This is a genomic window from Polaromonas sp. P3_B4, assembly GCF_056402835.1.
Genome location: NZ_JBFUGQ010000003.1, coordinates 100573 through 117532, shown reverse-complemented (window position 1 = coordinate 117532; position 16960 = coordinate 100573). Strand labels below are relative to the sequence as shown.

Here is a 16960-nt window from a genome sequence, read left to right as displayed (position 1 = left end):
TCAGCGTTCCTTGATGGCGGCGCGGCTGTTGAACCAGTTCATCAGCGCAGAGGTGGCCAGCGATGTGGTGAGGTAGATCAGCATGATGATGGCAATGCATTCGACGGCGCGGCCGGTCTGGTTGAGCGAGGTGTTGGCAATCGACACCAGGTCGGGGTAGCCCACGGCAACGGCCAGTGACGAATTTTTGGTGAGGTTCAGGTACTGGTTGGTCAGCGGCGGGATGATGACCCTCAGCGCCTGGGGCAGCACCACCAGGCGCATGGAGTGGCCGCGCGAGAGTCCCAGCGATGCGCTGGCCTCGTGCTGGCCCAGCGAGACCGAGGCAATTCCGGCGCGGACCACCTCCGCCACAAAGGCCGAGGTGTAGAGCACCAGCCCGAGCAGCACCGCCAGGTATTCAGGCGACAGCGCGCCACCGCCCTCCACCTGGGTTTCCGTCAGTTTCGGCAGGTTCCATTCGGAAGGTGCACCACCGGCCAGCCAGCCCAGCAGCGCACCGGCCGCGACCAGTCCCAGCACCACCCACAACACGGGGCGCGCATGGCCGGTCTGGTCAAAGTGGTGGCGTGCCCGGCGCGCATAAACAAACCCCGCCACACCACCGGCCGCCATGCCGACGAGGGCCAGCGTCTGCCCGAGATGCCACACCGGAAAGGGGTAAGACAGGCCGTTCTTGCTGATATACACCAGGCTGCCGATATGCAGGGCCTGGTCAATGGCCGGCAGGTATTCCGTGAACAGCAGGTACCACATCAACAGCTGCAGCAGCACCGGAATGTTGCGGAACATCTCGATATAGCCATAGCACAGGCCGCGGATCAGGGCGTTTCGCGAAAAGCGTCCCACGCCCAGCAGGGTTCCCAGCACGGACGTGAGCACAATGCCCACCACGGCCACGCGCAGCGTGTTCACCAGCCCCACGAGGAAGGCTTTCCAGTAGGGATCAATCGAGTCGTAATTCAGCCAGCCTTCCCCGATGTCGAAACCGGCGGGCTGAAACAGAAAATCAAAGCCGCTCTGGATGCCGCGCGTCTTCATGTTGCTCATGGTGTTGCTCACGAGCAGCCACACGAGGAAGACGATCAGGCTGACGGCCAGGATCTGGTAGACAACGGCGCGCGCCTGCTTGCTGCGCCAGGAAAAAACTCTGCGCCGCAGCGCCGGCGCCGGCCGCGCGGGAATCAGGGAATGCTCGGACATAAGGCGGTTACCCAAGTAAAACGGGCCGCTCGTCAACGGATGGTTGCGAGCGGCCCGTTGCGTTCAGCGCATCGGAAGGAGTCGTTCAGCGCACCGGCATGGCGTACATCTGGCCGCCTTTATTCCATTGATTGTTTTGGCCGCGCGGCAGTGCCAGGGGCGTTTTGGGGCCGACGTTACGGTCGAAGATTTCACCGTAGTTGCCGACGGCCTTGACGGCGCGAACCAGCCATTCCTTGTCCAGGCCCAGCAGCTTGCCGGTGTCTTCGCCACTACCGGTCAGGCGCATGACCACCGGGTCTTTGCTTTCCTTGGTCATGGCATCGACATTGGCCTGGGTCACGCCATATTCTTCCGCTTCGATCATGCCGTAGATCACCCATTTGACAATGGCGAACCATTCGTCGTCACCGCGGCGCACCATGGGGCCCAGTGGCTCCTTGGAGATCAGCTCTGGCAGGATCAGGTGGTCGGCCGGTACTTTGGCCTCCTTGTTGCGCACCGAGGCCAGGCCGGATGCATCCGTGGTGTAGGCCTGGCAACGGCCGGAGAAGTAGGCGGCGTTGACGGCTTCCTGCTTTTCAAACACGACAGGTTTCATGTTGAGGTTGTTGGCCTTGGAGAAGTCTGTCAGGTTTTTTTCCGTGGTGGTTCCGGACTGCACGCAGACGGTGGCGTTTTTCAGCTGCTTGGCGCTTTTGATCTTGCTTTTCACCGGGACCATGAAGCCCTGGCCGTCGTAGTAGGTGACGGCGGTCATGTGCAGGCCCAGAGAGGCGTCGCGCGTCAGCGAGAACGTGGTGTTGCGCGACAGGACATCAACCTCGCCGGACTGCAGGGCGGTAAAGCGCTGCTGGGCGTTCAGGGGAACCCACTTGATTTTGCTGGCGTCGCCCAGCACGCTGGCCGCGACGGCTTTGCAGACGTCCACGTCGAGCCCGGTCCAGGCGCCGTTGCTGTCGGCAGAGGAAAACCCCGCCAGCCCGACGTTCACGCCGCAAATCACCTGACCCCGTGCCTTGATGGCGTCCAGTGTCTTGCCGGCATGGGCAGGTGCCATGGCTGCAACAGTGAGGCCGGCCGCTGCAAGGGCAACAAGTCCATGTTTCTTTACGAGTTTGATCACGAGGATTCTCCAGTCAATAAGTAGGTCGACATCAGCACGAACCATGCCAATGGCGGATGCTAGCCCAACTATGGCGGGTACCTCTCAGGGCAAGCCCTTACTAGGCAAAGGCTAACCACGGCGAAAGATGCATAACCTTATGCGGGAATCCGGCTGACAGGGAACCCCAATCATCCCCGGCACAATGGCCTTCCGACAGCTTGCTTGCGCCGGTGGTACCGCAGCCAGGCAAGTTCCGGGTGAGTCCATTGGTACGAATCTTGCGCCGCATTTCCGCAAGGGCTGAATTTTCTGCTCCGGCTTTTGTCGGGTTCTGATGGACTTGCCGCGGACTTCATCCCCCAAACCCGAGCGGTCCCCGTTGGAGCCTGCGGCCGGGGGAGGGGTTTCACGTCTTGATGCATGTTACGAAAGCTCAATAACAATGGCTTTTCTTGAAGACTTGCGGGTGGCGCAGGAAGGCGTCTTGTCCCTGGGCTTCTGGGCATTGCAGGTGTACCGGTTGGGGCACCTGCGCTACCGGTTTCAGTCCAGGTTGGTGCGTTATCCGCTGGGTGCCGTGCACTTGGTGCTGGCCAAACTGGCTGAAATGTTTTGCGGCGTCACGATTGGCGTCTCGGCCCAAATTGGGCGGCGCCTGGTGATTGAGCATTCCGGTGCGATTGTGGTGCATGGCCGGGCCGTGATCGGGGACGACTGCATCATCCGCCAGGGCGTCACCATCGGCAACCAGCGTATCGACAGGCCGCTCGAGGCGCCGCACATCGGCGACCGCGTCAATATCGGCGCCGGCGCGAAGATCCTGGGGGCTGTACGGATCGGGGACGACGTCGACATTGGCGCCAATGCCGTGGTGATCACCGACGTCCCCGCCGGAGCCCTTGCCGTGGGTGTGCCGGCCCGCATTATTTTGAGGAGCCGTGACGATGCTTCCTGAAGCCAGCGAAACGCCTTGCACGGTCAGCATCGTCATCAAGGCCCTGAATGAAGAAAAGCGCATCGTGGCCGCGGTGGAAAGTGCACTGGCGGCCGTCCGGATGGTCGGTGGCGAGGTCGTGCTGGCCGATTCCTGTTCCAGCGACCGCACCGTGGCGCTGGCGTCTGCCTATCCCATCCGTATCGTGCAGCTGGCACGTGCCAATGAGCGCTGCTGCGGCATCGGCCCGCAGCTGGGTTACCAGCATTCGGCAGGCGAATTTGTGTACATCCTGGATGGCGACATGGAAATGCTGCCCGGGTTTTTGCCGCAGGCGCTGGCCTTCATGCAGGCGCACCCCGACGTGGCCGGCGTGGGAGGGCAGGTCGTTGAAATGAACACCAGCAGCCTGGAATACGTGGCGCGCGTGGAGCGCGGTTTGGGTCATATGCAGGCGGGCATGGTGGACCGGCTGGACATGGGCGGCCTGTATCGCAGAGCTGCGGTGGAGCAGGCCGGGTATTTTTCAGACCGCAACCTGCACAGCTATGAAGAGTTTGACCTGGCCATGCGCCTGCATGCCCGGGGCTGGAAGCTGTGGCGCCTGGGCACCGATTCCGTGCGGCACCATGGCCACGATGCGCCTCCCTATCAATTGCTGGTGCGCCGCTGGCGCAGCCGCTACATCTGCGGCCTGGGCGAAGTGCTGCGCGCGGCCTGGGGTGAGTCGCACCTGGGGCTGGTGCTAACGCGGGTGCGCGAGTTGCGGCTGTATGTCGCCGTGCTTGCGTGGTGGGCAGTGTTGCTTGCCGTTCTGGTGGTTCCCATGCCGTGGACAGCGCGCATCGGAGCCTTCTCCGGCATTGCAGCAGCACCCGTCCTGTTGATGGCATGGCGAAAACGCAGCGCCACCAAAGCCGTGTTCTCGGTCGTGTCGTGGTGCTTTAACGCCGCTGGCCTGGTACGCGGGTTGTTGACACCGCAGCGCCCTGCGCGGGCTGCCATAGACAGCGTCGAAATCCGCAATACGTCTGGCGCAACTTAAGCGGCCGGGCTGCCGGCACCGCACGGGAATCGGCCATCGGAAGCGAGGGCCTAATCCGCCCCGGCGCAGACGCGCAGCACTTCGGCCCCGTAGGCCTCGAGTTTTTTGACGCCGATACCACTGATGCCTTCGAGATCGGCAATGCCTTGCGGCGCGCGTTCTGCAATGGCACGCAAGGTTGCATCATGAAAGATCACGAAGGCCGGCAGGTTGTGTTCGCGGGCGACTTCGGCGCGCCAGGCTTTCAGGCGGGCCAGGCGCTCCAGTGCACCGGCATTGAGCGAGGCTTCGGCCATGCCTTTGGCGGAGGTTTTGGTGCCTTTTTTGGAACTGCCTTTGCGCCGTTCACCGGCGCCGGCCGACTGCTCGCGCAGCATCACGCTGACTTCGCCTTTGAGCACCTGGCGTGCATCAGGCAACAGCTGCAACGTGTTGAACGCATCGGGGTCGACCCGCACCATGCCCTTGGCGATCAATTGGCGTAACACGCCACGCCACTGCACTTCGGACAGGTCGGCGCCAATGCCGAAGGTGCTGAGCTTGTCGTGGCCGTACTGCAATACTTTTTCGGTCGCCTTGCCGCGCAGGATGTCCATCAGGTGGCCTGCACCAAAGCTGATGCCGCTGGCCTGCTGCACGCGGTAAATGCAACTGAGCATCTTGCGTGCGGCTTCGGTCGCGTCCCATACCACCGGCGGCTGCAGGCAGTTGTCGCAGTTACCGCAAGGCTGACTGTCTTCGCCGAAGTAATGCAGCAGGCTGACACGCCGGCAACGCGTGTCTTCAGCCAGCGTCAACAAGGCATCCAGCTTGCCGCGCATGACCTGCTTGAACTCTTCGCTGGCGGCTTCGCTGGTGTCTATCATGCGGCGCTGGTTCACCACGTCCTGCAGGCCGTACGTCATCCAGGCGTTGGCGGGGAGGCCGTCGCGGCCGGCACGGCCTGTTTCCTGGTAATAGCCTTCGATGTTTTTCGGCATGTCCAGGTGCGCGACAAAACGCACGTCAGGTTTGTCGATGCCCATGCCGAAGGCAATCGTTGCGACCATCACTGTGCCTTCCTCGCGCAGGAAGCGGTCTTGCCGCTGCTGGCGCAGGGCACTGTCCAGGCCCGCGTGGTAGGCCATGGCCTTGAGGCCGGCATCCTGCAGGGCTTCGGCAATTTCCTCCACGCGTTTGCGTGACTGGCAATACACAATGCCGGCTTCTCCGGCGTGTTCGCTTTCAATGAATCGCAGCAGCTGGCGTGTGGCGTCGGTTTTTTCGACGATGGTGTAGCGGATGTTCGGCCGGTCAAAGCTGCTGACGAATGCGCGTGCGTCTTCCAGCTTGAGCCGCTCGATCATGTCCTGCCGTGTCAGCGCATCCGCGGTCGCCGTCAGCGCGATACGCGGCACGTTCGGGAAGGTTTCGTGCAGCAGGCTCAATGACCGGTATTCGGGCCGGAAGTCGTGGCCCCACTGACTCACGCAATGCGCTTCGTCAATCGCAAACAGGCTGAGCAGGCCGCGTTCATGCAGCGAGCCGAGCAGTCCCTTCATGCGCGGGGTGTTGATGCGCTCGGGTGCGGCATAAAGCAGCGTCAGCTCGTTGCGCAGCAATTGCTTTTCAAGCTGGCTGCTTTCTTCAAAGCTTTGTGTCGAGTTTAAAAATGCGGCGGACACGCCGGCCTCATGCAGGGCGCCCACCTGGTCATGCATCAGCGCAATCAGCGGCGAGATCACCACCGTGACCCCGTGGCCGGCGTTTTGCCGCACGATGGCCGGGATCTGGTAGCACAGTGATTTGCCTCCGCCGGTGGGCATCAGTACCAGGGCATCGCCGCCGCGAACTACATGGTCCACGATGGCCTCCTGCGGGCCGCGGAAGCTGTCGTAGCCAAAAACCCGGCTGAGCACGTCCAGGGGTGTCGGCAAAGGCGCAGAAATGGGCAGTGAAGACAAGGTGTTAAGCCGGAAAGTCGGTGTGGTGAAAATGAGTGCTATGAAAATAGGAGCTGCTTGCGCAAGATCCATAAGGGCTGGAGGCCTGTTTGACACATAAATAGCGGGGAAAACCGGCTACATCTGCTCCCAGGGCAGGCCGTCAAAGCGCCAGCCGGAAAGGGTGGAGCGCTGGAACTGTTCGTCGAGCTCACCTTCAAAGCCGTGCACCACATGCTGCACATCAGAAAAGCCGGCTGCTTCCAGGGCCTTGCCGGCGTCCAGCGTGCGCTTGCCGGAGCGGCAGATCAGCAGCACCGGCTGCGCCTTGCCGGCAGCTTCGCGCGCCACGGCGTCGGCGAACTTTTGCGGGTCTGGCTGCAGGTCGGGGTATTCGTACCACGGCACGTTGACCACGCCTGGGGGGCGGCCGACGTACAACGACTCGATCTCCATGCGCACGTCCACAAACAGCGCGTCAGGGTGTGCCTGCAGCCAGGTCCAGGCTTCTTTGGGTTGAAAGTTTTTCATAGTCGGGGCTGATAGTCTAAGCCCCCACGGTCGCTCACTTCGTGTGGCTCCCTGCCCCCGAGGGGGCCGCCCGCCTGTGGCCCGGCAAAGCCGGTTCCACGGCTTATGCTGGCTTGGAGCCTTATCGAACGCAGAATGCCCGGCTGAAAACAGGGGCGCTATCCGCGGGTCCGCTGGAAATGACGCAGCGCCTTAAAATCGGGCCATGAAGCCAATCATCTACACCCGCGGCCAACAACTGCCGGCCATCCTGGAACAGCGTATCGCCATCCTCGACGGTGCGATGGGCACCATGATCCAGCGCTTCAAGCTCAACGAGGCCCAGTACCGCGGCGAACGCTTCAAGGACTTCCACAAGGACGTGAAGGGCAACAACGAGTTGTTGAGCCTGACGCGCCCCGACGTGATCCAGGACATCCATGAGGGCTACCTGGCTGCGGGCGCCGACATGATTGAAACCAATACCTTCGGCGCGACTACCGTGGCGCAGGCCGACTACGACATGGCCGACCTGGCCGTCGAGATGAATTACGAGTCGGCCCGCATCGCCCGTGCCGCGTGCGACAAGTTTTCAACACCCGACAAGCCGCGTTTTGTCGTCGGCGCCCTCGGCCCCACGCCGAAGACGGCCAGCATCAGCCCCGACGTGAACGATCCGGGCGCGCGCAACACCAGCTTCGAGGAGTTGCGCAAGGCCTATTACGAACAGACGGAGGCGCTGGTCAAGGGCGGCAGCGACGTGCTGCTGGTCGAGACCATCTTCGACACGCTCAATGCCAAGGCGGCGCTGTTTGCCATCGATGAGTACTTCGACAACTCCGGCGAGCGCCTGCCCCTGATCATCAGCGGCACCGTGACCGACGCTTCGGGCCGCATCCTGAGCGGACAAACCGTGACGGCCTTCTGGCACAGTGTGCGCCATGCCGCACCACTGGCAGTCGGCCTCAACTGCGCACTGGGCGCCACCCTGATGCGCCCCTACATCCAGGAGCTGGCCCGCGTGGCCGGCGACACCTTCATCAGCTGCTACCCCAATGCCGGCCTGCCCAACCCCATGAGCGACACCGGCTTTGACGAAACACCCGACGTGACGTCCCGCCTGCTGCGCGAGTTTGCCGAGGAAGGCCTTGTCAACATCGTGGGCGGTTGCTGCGGCACCACTCCGGATCACATAGGTGCCATCGCCCATGCGGTTGCGCCGGTCGCCAGCCGCTCCCTGCAGCGCGGCGCCTTCTACAAAGAGGCCGCCTGAGGGCAGCGCTGCCCCGCATCACTTCCGGGTGATGCCGTCGGGTGGCCGAAAAAGCCGGTTCTCAGATGCGCGTGTACTTAATAAGTATGCATATGAGATGACGTGCCCGGCGATGTCCCGAAAAGTCATATTTCGCGGCTATAGTCAGGCCCCTTTGCCGAACCCTGTTTTCATTCTCCGGCGCTGCGCCCTGCAGCGTTGATGGTTCGGCAAAACAACGCAACACAACACAACCAAGGAAATCATGAAGGTGGGTTTATTCATCAAGGCCGCAGCGGCATTCACGTTGGCGATGACGGCTTTCGCAGGCCATGCACAACTGTCGCCCCAAAAACCGGTGACGATCGTCGTGCCCTATCCAGCCGGCGGCCCGCTGGACAACGCTGCGCGCATCCTGGCCGAGAAGCTGCGTCCCCTGCTCAAAACCGAAGTCACGGTTGACAACCGGCCGGGGTCCGGCGGAAACGTGGGTGCGGCCCTCGTCGCCAAGGCACCTGCAGACGGCCATACGCTGGTGATGGGGGCGGTGGCCACCCATGCCATCAACCCATGGCTCTACCCAAACATGCCCTACGACGCATTGAAGGACTTCACGCCCATCACGTTGGTGGCGCGGGTGCCGAACGTGCTGGTCATGAATGCCGAGACGGCCAGGCGGCTGAAAATCAAGGACACCAAGGACCTGATTGCCTACGCACGCAAGAATCCCGGCCGGCTGAACTATGCCTCCGGCGGCAATGGAAGCGCCGGCCACCTCGCGGGCGAGCTGTTTAAAAGCCTGGCCAAGATCAGCGTGGTGCACCTGCCTTCCAGCGGCTCGGCCCAGGCGCAGGCTGGCCTGCTGTCCGGCCAGACCGACCTGATGTTCGACAACCTGGCCTCTGCCAGCGCCAACATCAAGTCGGGCAAGCTGGTCGCTTTTGGCGTGACCACCATCAACCGCTCCAGCAGCTTCACGGAAATTCCGACCATCAATGACGTGTTGCCCGGCTTTCACATCAGCACCTGGTTCGGCATCTTTGGCCCGGCCAACCTCCCCAAAGCCACGGCAGACCAGCTGCAGAGGGCATTCGCCGACGCGCTCAACACGCCCGATACCGCAGAAAAGTTTGCACGCATGAGCGCGACCCCCAGCCCCATGAGCTCTGCCGACTTTGCCTACATGGTGATGAAAGAGCACGCCGATTATGGACGCCTGATCAAGGTCGCCAAAATCAAGCTCGACTAAATCGAAAGGGCGGAAAGGGCGGAAAGGGCGGCTAGCCTGGCGCCTTCCCCGCTTTTCTGCCAGACGGAAATCAGCCCGGCATCAGCCGGTCGATTTCCTGCTGCATGGCTTGTACCAGCTGGCTGTACATCTTGAGTTTTTCGCTGGTGTCGCGCAGCCGTTCGGCGATGCGCAGCGAAACGGCAAACATCAGTTTGGCCGCAGTCACCGGTTGCTCTTCCCCCATTTTTTCAAGCGCTGCGCGCGACAGCACGGCGCAGCTCACGTCGCTGCTGGCAGTGCATGACGCCAGCCGCGCCTGGCCGTCGACCAGGCCCATTTCGCCGATCAGGCTGCCGGGGCCCAGCACCGTGATGGTGACCGGCGTGCGGCGGCTGACCACAATGCTTTCGACAGTGACTTCGCCTTCGAGCAGCAGCACCATATAACCGGTATCGCTCTTGTCGCCTTCGCGGATGAAGGTCGTTCCCTCGGAAATCCTGCGCGGCGTCATGTAGCTGACGACAGTGAAAGCCTCTTCGGGCGTGAGCTGCATCAGGGCGGTTGGTGCAATCAGCAGCCTGGCGGCAAGCTCGGCCGTGCTGGAGCCCTCAATGGCCCGCATGCGGTCTTTGGGACGCATGGACTCGGGCGCATCGGGCGTTCCCCGCTGTTTTCTGCCGAACAGGTTTTCAAACATGGTGGCTCCGGCTATCCCCTGGACTTTTGTTGGTATCTCTTGCCATTGGTGCAAGGATATGGCGCGGGCGGCGTTCAGCCCTTAAAATGATGGTAACCCAAGGAGCGTTGCAGCGAACACAAGCGTTCGTCAGGCTTGGGTTACAGGCGGCGGCTTCCGGCGGCCCCTGCGGCAACGACGCTCACCTTTGCCTCAAGGTGAGTCCGTGTCTGAAACTGAATCTTTGCCCAATGTTCCCCCCATGAAGCTGTCCGGCCTGGAGCCGGTCGCCATCGGCGCGGGCACGCTGTTTGTCAATATTGGCGAACGCACCAACGTCACCGGCTCCAAGGCCTTCGCCCGCATGATCCTCAACGGTGAATACGAGCAGGCGCTGGCCGTGGCCCGCCAGCAGGTCGAAAACGGCGCCCAGATCATCGATATCAACATGGACGAGGCCATGCTGGACAGCCAGGCCGCCATGGTGCGCTTCCTGAACCTGATCGCCAGTGAGCCCGACATCGCGCGTGTGCCCATCATGATCGACAGCTCCAAGTGGAGCGTCATCGAAGCCGGCCTGCGCTGCATCCAGGGCAAGGGAATCGTCAACTCGATCTCGATGAAAGAGGGTCTGGAGCCCTTCAGGCAGCAGGCCAAGCTGCTCAAGCGCTACGGCGCGGCAGCGGTGGTGATGGCTTTTGATGAAAAAGGCCAGGCCGACACCTATGAGCGCAAAGTCGAAATCTGCGAGCGCGCCTACCGCGTGCTGGTCGACGAGCTGGACTTTCCGCCCGAAGACATCATCTTCGACCCGAACATTTTCGCGATCGCCACCGGCATCGAAGAGCACAACAACTACGCGGTCGATTTCATCAACGCCACGCGCTGGATCAAGCAGAACCTGCCGGGCGCCAAGGTCTCTGGCGGCGTGTCCAACGTGTCCTTCAGCTTTCGCGGCAACGACCCGGTGCGTGAAGCCATCCACACCGTGTTCCTGTACCACGCGATCCAGGCGGGCATGGACATGGGCATCGTCAACGCCGGCATGGTCGGCGTGTACGACGACCTGGACCCTGTGCTGCGCGAGCGCGTCGAAGACGTGGTGCTCAACCGCACACCGGTCTACAAGCCGGGCGAGCCTGAGCTCACGCCCAGCGAACGCCTGATTGAAGTGGCCGAGACTGCCAGGAGCGGCGCCAAGGACGACAGCAAGAAGAATGAATGGCGTGCCCTGCCGGTGCGCCAGCGCCTGTCGCATGCGCTGGTCCACGGCATGAACGAGCACATCGTGACTGACACCGAAGAGGTCTACCAGGAGATCCTTGCGGAGGGCGGCCGGCCGCTGCACGTCATCGAAGGCCCGCTGATGGACGGCATGAACATCGTCGGTGACCTGTTCGGCCAGGGCAAGATGTTTTTGCCCCAGGTCGTCAAAAGCGCCCGTGTGATGAAGCAGGCCGTGGCGCACCTGCTGCCCTACATCGAAGCCGAAAAGCTGCTGCTCGAAGCCGCCGGCGGTGACGTCAAGACCAAAGGCAAGATCATCATCGCCACGGTCAAGGGTGATGTGCACGACATTGGCAAGAACATCGTGACGGTGGTCTTGCAGTGCAACAACTTTGAAGTCGTCAACATGGGCGTGATGGTGCCCTGCCATGAAATATTGGCGCGCGCCAAGGTTGAAGGCGCCGACATCGTCGGGCTGTCGGGTCTCATCACCCCCAGCCTGGAAGAAATGCAGTATGTGGCCGCCGAGATGCAAAAGGACGATCATTTCCGCATCAAGAAGATTCCGCTGCTGATAGGCGGCGCCACCACCAGCCGCGTGCACACGGCCGTCAAGATCTCCCCGCACTACGAAGGCCCGGTGGTGTATGTGCCCGATGCGTCACGAAGCGTGAGCGTGGCGCAAAGCCTGCTGTCCGACCAGGCCGCCAGATACATCGAAGAGCTGTATACCGACTACGACAAGGTGCGCACCCAGCACGCCAACAAAAAGCAGGTACCGATGTGGCCGCTGGCCAAGGCCCGCGCCAATCCCACGTCAATGGACTGGGCCCACTACACACCGCCCGTGCCCAAGTTCATTGGCCGCCGCGTGTTCAAGAACTTCGACCTGTCGGAGCTGGCCCAGTACATCGACTGGGGTCCTTTCTTCCAGACCTGGGACCTGGCCGGAGCCTTCCCGGCCATTTTGAAAGACGAGGTGGTGGGCACCGAGGCTGTGCGCGTGTACGCCGACGCGCAGCGCATGCTCAAGCGCCTGATCGAAGGCCGCTGGCTCACCGCCAACGGCGTGATGGCGCTGTACCCCGCCAACAGCGTGGGCGACGACATCGAGATCTACACCGACGAGTCGCGCAGCGAAGTGGCCATGACCTGGTACGGCCTGCGCCAGCAAACCGAAAAAACCGCAATTGACGGCGTGATGCGCCCCAGCCGTTGCCTGGCTGATTTTGTCGCACCCAAGGTACTTGCTCCTGAATTGATAGCTGCTCGCGCTGAATATGCGGGCGCTGCGGGAAAAAACATCTCAAAAATTCCGGACTACATCGGTCTTTTTGCCGTCACGGCAGGCATTGGCGCCGAGAAAAAGGAAAAGTACTTCCTGGATGACCACGACGATTATTCGTCCATCATGCTCAAGGCGCTGGCTGACCGCCTGGCCGAAGCGTTTGCCGAAAGCCTGCACCAGCGCGTACGCAAGGATTTGTGGGGCTATGTGCCGGCCGAGTCACTGGACAGCGAAGCCTTGATCGCCGAAAAATACCAGGGCATACGCCCGGCGCCAGGTTATCCGGCCTGCCCGGACCACAGCGTCAAGAAAGAAATGTTCGAGTTGCTCAAGGCCGAAGAGGTCGGCATGGCGCTGACCGAAAGCCTGGCCATGACACCGGCGGCCAGTGTGAGCGGCTTTTATCTGAGCCACCCGCAAAGCGCCTACTTCAACGTCGGCAAGATCGGCGACGACCAGCTGCAGGACCTGGCCAAGCGGCGCGGCCTGAAGGCCGGCGAGTTGCAGCGCCTGCTGGCACCGAATCTCTGAAAAGCCGTTCACGGTGCGGTGCAAACCGTGAACAGTTTTCAGGGCTGCCGTTGCAATTCGCGTTTACGGCGACTTTGCCGGAAAATAACCTGCGTTTACATAAATACACAGCCGCCTGCCAAAGCGTGTTTACCTTCGCGGCATGGGAAACGTTGAACAACCATAGATGAACTCCCGCCACGGGACCGATTGATTTCACCAGAGGGAATTGCCATGAACACATCCACCGAAACTCTTCAGCCGGGCCAGCAGGCCCCGTCGGCCAGCAAGCCCTTGTGGGCCGCCGTCGGCATACTGGGAGTGGCCGTTCTGGCCATGGGCGGCACCATGATTTACCAGATGCGCAACCCGGTCACGGCGACGCCGGTGGCACTCGCAGCACCGCAAGCCGCGCCGCTAGTGGCGCCGCCCATGGCCGCGGCCAGCAATGCGGCGGACGACATGGCTGAAAAGCCGGTTGCCGCACCCGCCAAGCCCGCGCCCGTGCCGACCAAGAAAGTGGTCAAGCCGACACCAAAACCGGCACCCGCCCCGAGTTATGCGGGCATTTCGCCCGCGCCGGCCCCTTACCCTGCACCGGTCGCCGTAGCGCCGGCGCCTGTGTGCCATGTGTGCGGCGCGGTGGAATCGGTGACGCCGGTTGAGCGCTCCACCAAGCCGGCCGGCCCTGGCGTAGGTGCTGTGGCGGGTGGCGTGCTGGGCGCCGTGCTCGGTAACCAGGTCGGCCATGGCGGTGGGCGTACGGCAGCCACCATCCTGGGTGCGGTGGGTGGCGGTTTCGCCGGCAACGCCATCGAAGGGCATGTTCGCAAGGAAACGGTTTACCAGGTCGGCGTGCGCATGGAAGACGGTTCTCACCGCCTGGTAGAAGTTGCCCAAGCTCCCAGTGTTGGCAGCCGCGTGACGGTGGAAGGGGCGACCTTGCGGACCCAGGACGGCGCCAGTTACGGCCCCAAACCGCCGCCGGCCCCCGTGGTCACGCAGCAGCAGTCTCCCGGCTACAGCAACCGCTGATCTAGTCAGAGACCGGAAGGCGCAAGCTTTAGTGCGCCTGCTTGTGTGGGCGCTTGCCCCGTTGAGTCTCCCTTCTGATGCCGCGCGGGATTCCTTCGCGCGGCACGCTCCCTTTTATGCTTCGACGGTGCGATGCTTGGCGCTATGATGGCCCCGCCATCACAAGGAGGATCGCATGCGTCGTTTTTTTGTGGCCGTGCTGGTACTTGCCGGAAGTCTGCACGCCTTTGCGGCAGGACCCAAACCCGGACTGAACAACCTGGAATTTGCCGGTGCGCACGACCAGAACACGCCCGTACTGCTGAGCGCTGCCTCACGCCCCGTGCCTTTTCGCGGCGCTGATGGGCGTGTGCACATCGACTACGAGCTGCAGGTCACCAATGCGCGGGCCGCGCCGGTCAAGCTGGTATCGCTGGAGGTATTGGATGCCGCTTCCGGCAAGGTGTTGACCACCGTCGCCGGGGCGGATGTTGCGGGCAGTTTTTCGTTGCTGGACGGCGCGGGCGGTGACAGCATCGGCGCGGCACAGGCCGGTTTGTTCTGGATTGACGTAGTGCTGGAGGCCGGCCAGGCTCTCCCCAAAGCCCTGTCGCATCGCGTGGTGACCTCCGCACCTGAAGTCAGGCTCACGGCCGCCGTCAAACCTGCGAGTGAAGGCCTTGTCCAGACGTCGCAAACCGGTGGCACCGTGTCTGTCAGCACCCGGCCCGCGCCGTTGATCGGCCCTCCGCTTGAGGGCTCCGGCTGGGTTGCGTTCAATGGCTGCTGCAGGGAGGTTCCGCACCGGCGTGCCGGCATCCCGGTGAACGGCGTTCTCTACGTCAGCCAGCGGTTTGCAATCGACTGGATCAAGATAGACGCGAACTCGCAGCAAAGCAACGGCGACAGCAACAAGAACGAAAACTGGCCGACCTATGGGCAAAAAGCGATTGCCGTAGCGGATGCCAAAGTGGTTTCCGTGCTCGACGGGCTGCCTGAGCGGGTGCCTAACGCCTTGCCGCCCGACACGACCATGCAAAACGTGACGGGCAACCATGTGATCCTGGACCTGGGACGTGGCTACTACGCGTTTTATGCACATCTGCAGCCGGGCTCGCTGAAGGTGGGTGTCGGCGACCGCGTCAAGCGCGGCCAGGTGCTGGCGCTGCTGGGAAATTCCGGCAACACCACTGCACCGCACCTGCATTTCCATGTGTCGGACGGCATCGGCCCCTTGTCATCGCAAGGGGTGCCCTACGTGATCGACGCGTTTACGGCCAGGGGGGTTGCTACGGACGTGACCGATCAGGGCAAAGTGGTGTGGACGGCATTGCCGCAGCAGCAGGCCATTCAGCGCGCCACCCTGCCCATGAATGGCTACGTGGTTGATTTCCCCTCTTTGAAGTGAAGCTTGGGCGCTGCGAGCTACGCATTCCCTTGACGCGTGGCACGGCCCCGGCGGCCACCGTACCAACATGTTCAGACTTGCACTAACCCTTTTTGGCGGCGATGCGCTCGTGAAGCGCTGGAAGATCTTTCTGGTGGCGGGCCTGCTCGCGGTGTTGCTGGGTGTCGTGGTGCTGATAGACCTGGTCGATGGTGTGACCGACATGGCCGGCTGGGTGTTCGGCGCCGTGTTGCTGTTGCAAGGGCTGGTGGAACTGGTGATAGGCACCACACACACACGTGCGCGGCGGCGCTTTGAAATGTTGCGCGGCGCGGCCATGGTGGTGTTTGCCTGTCTGCTGCTGGACTTCCCCTGGGACAATTCGATTGCTGCAGCCGTTCTTTTCGCCGCCGCATTTACCTTCAATGGACTGGTCCGCATTGCGTCAAGTCTTTTGATCCGGTATCCGAACTGGCGCATCTCCAACATCATCGGTTGGGGTTATCTGGTCATGGCGATATTGCTGGTGACCGACTGGCCCCTGCCTTCCGCGATGAACGTGTCTTTTTGCACCGGCCTTGCACTGATGGCGGGCGGCTACGTCGTGATGCGCGGCGCCTGGCGCCTGCAACGCTTGCCGCCGGGGTCACGGCTTGCGGCCATCGAGCTCTATAAAAGGAAAAGGGAGATGGGTGCCAGTACGCCGCTATCCCCCCCGCACGCAGGTGCCAGCATGTCCGGCGAACAGATGGTGATTCACATCTGGACCGCCGTGGATCAAAGCGAAGAACGCATCCGGCTTCCGCTGGTCGACCGGTACATCGCGGCCCTCTCCCGCAAGGGCAGCGTTACTACCGGCCATGTCGCGCTGGAGTGCGGGCCGCAGCTGTATATCAGCCACCATCCACGCGTGCGCCTGACCATCACGCAGCGCAACATTGTCGACCAGGTGCGCGCCACACAAAGCAACGACCATCCAGGCATGTGGCTTCCTTCTTATGAGCAGGAAGCCGGTGCGACGCGCCCTTCAACCTTTCGCATCCGCTTTCGCCTGTTTAACCGCGGCCACCTGCAGTCATTCTGGGAAGCGTACCGTCAGGACGACACCTATAACCTGACGCATCGCAACTGCTCGGTGGTCGTGACCGAGGCTATCGACGCCGCGATGGAAGGTGTATTTGCCGACAAACCTTTCTGGCGAACCCTGCTGCGCCTGGCCTTTCACCCAGACATGTGGCTGGCCGGAAGCGTTCGGGTGCGTGCCGAATCGATCGCGTGGACACCCGGGTTGGCGCTGGATTATGCCGGCGCGATCCGGCGCATCACCCACCCGCATCAGGACTTGAGGGTGCACCTTGCGCGCTGGTGGAAGACGCGCCGGCCCCAACGTCAGCGCGCAAAAAAAATCCCTTGAAAGCTCAGCGAGAAGGTTGACCTGCGCTGTGTGAAGGTCGGACTCCCGAAGTCCGGATTTAGTGGCCGTTCCAGGGTCCGGCGACACCCATCCAAAAGGAAAAAGCATCAGGGCTGACGAACCTCAAAGGCGCAGCCCTTGCTGCAGGCAACCTGTCTGCGTTCGACAGCCGGTGCATGTACGGCGCGTGTCGCACTGGTGCTATTGGCCATTCCCGCTTGCGGGAGCTGCATGGGCCG

13 protein-coding genes and 1 riboswitch are annotated in these 16960 nt (G+C 62.3%); of the genes, 8 read left to right on the top strand and 5 right to left on the bottom strand.

Annotated features, from left to right (window positions below; all coding sequences use genetic code 11):
* Positions 1-1203 carry an amino acid ABC transporter permease gene (locus AC1DVV_RS20205; RefSeq protein ID WP_477646926.1) on the bottom strand — a complete coding sequence of 401 codons (1203 nt, stop codon included), beginning with the start codon at positions 1201-1203 and terminating at the stop codon, positions 1-3.
* Positions 1204-1288: 85 nt separating this feature from the next.
* Positions 1289-2263, bottom strand: a complete 975-nt coding sequence (locus AC1DVV_RS20200; RefSeq protein ID WP_457282080.1) for an amino acid ABC transporter substrate-binding protein — start codon at positions 2261-2263, stop codon at positions 1289-1291.
* 490 nt (positions 2264-2753) lie between these two features.
* Between AC1DVV_RS20200 and AC1DVV_RS20195 the strand changes: the two genes are divergently transcribed.
* Together AC1DVV_RS20195 and AC1DVV_RS20190 are read left to right on the top strand one after the other, a co-directional pair.
* Positions 2754-3266, top strand: coding sequence for a serine O-acetyltransferase (locus AC1DVV_RS20195; RefSeq protein ID WP_477701552.1), 513 nt, complete (start codon positions 2754-2756; stop codon positions 3264-3266).
* Positions 3256-4290, top strand: coding sequence for a glycosyltransferase family 2 protein (locus tag AC1DVV_RS20190; RefSeq protein WP_457281763.1), 1035 nt, complete (start codon positions 3256-3258; stop codon positions 4288-4290). The genes AC1DVV_RS20195 and AC1DVV_RS20190 overlap by 11 nt, the downstream gene beginning before the upstream one ends.
* A gap of 50 nt (positions 4291-4340) precedes the next feature.
* Here the strand turns inward: AC1DVV_RS20190 and recQ are convergent, their stop codons facing one another.
* Complete coding sequence (gene recQ / locus AC1DVV_RS20185) at positions 4341-6233, bottom strand: DNA helicase RecQ (RefSeq protein ID WP_477666991.1); 1893 nt, start codon at positions 6231-6233, stop codon at positions 4341-4343.
* Positions 6234-6350: 117 nt separating this feature from the next.
* Positions 6351-6743 carry a rhodanese-like domain-containing protein gene (locus tag AC1DVV_RS20180; RefSeq protein WP_457281761.1) on the bottom strand — a complete coding sequence of 131 codons (393 nt, stop codon included), beginning with the start codon at positions 6741-6743 and terminating at the stop codon, positions 6351-6353.
* A gap of 205 nt (positions 6744-6948) precedes the next feature.
* Here AC1DVV_RS20180 and AC1DVV_RS20175 point away from each other — a divergent pair, with 205 nt between their 5' ends.
* On the top strand, positions 6949-7995 hold the full coding sequence (locus tag AC1DVV_RS20175) for a homocysteine S-methyltransferase family protein (RefSeq protein WP_457281760.1): 1047 nt from the start codon (positions 6949-6951) through the stop codon (positions 7993-7995).
* Positions 7996-8239: 244 nt separating this feature from the next.
* On the top strand, positions 8240-9223 hold the full coding sequence (locus AC1DVV_RS20170; protein WP_457281759.1) for a Bug family tripartite tricarboxylate transporter substrate binding protein: 984 nt from the start codon (positions 8240-8242) through the stop codon (positions 9221-9223).
* A 70-nt stretch (positions 9224-9293) separates the two neighbouring features.
* Here AC1DVV_RS20170 and AC1DVV_RS20165 read toward each other — a convergent pair whose 3' ends face one another.
* Positions 9294-9902: a Crp/Fnr family transcriptional regulator gene (locus tag AC1DVV_RS20165; protein WP_457281758.1), complete on the bottom strand. Its 609-nt coding sequence runs from the start codon at positions 9900-9902 to the stop codon at positions 9294-9296.
* A 93-nt stretch (positions 9903-9995) separates the two neighbouring features.
* Positions 9996-10092: riboswitch (S-adenosyl-L-homocysteine riboswitch) on the top strand.
* Positions 10093-10107: 15 nt separating this feature from the next.
* On the opposite strand from AC1DVV_RS20165, the gene metH reads away from it, so the two are divergent.
* The 4 genes from metH to AC1DVV_RS20145 all read left to right on the top strand — a co-directional run bounded on the left by metH (position 10108) and on the right by AC1DVV_RS20145 (position 16721).
* Entirely contained in the window at positions 10108-12927 is a 2820-nt protein-coding gene (gene metH, locus AC1DVV_RS20160) for a methionine synthase (RefSeq protein WP_477689679.1), read from the top strand.
* A gap of 213 nt (positions 12928-13140) precedes the next feature.
* Positions 13141-13941, top strand: a complete 801-nt coding sequence (locus AC1DVV_RS20155; protein WP_457281755.1) for a glycine zipper 2TM domain-containing protein — start codon at positions 13141-13143, stop codon at positions 13939-13941.
* Between the two features lie 175 nt (positions 13942-14116).
* Entirely contained in the window at positions 14117-15328 is a 1212-nt protein-coding gene (locus tag AC1DVV_RS20150; RefSeq protein ID WP_477689678.1) for a M23 family metallopeptidase, read from the top strand.
* Positions 15329-15395: 67 nt separating this feature from the next.
* Positions 15396-16721, top strand: coding sequence for a DUF308 domain-containing protein (locus tag AC1DVV_RS20145; RefSeq protein ID WP_477689677.1), 1326 nt, complete (start codon positions 15396-15398; stop codon positions 16719-16721).
* Positions 16722-16960 lie beyond the last annotated feature (239 nt).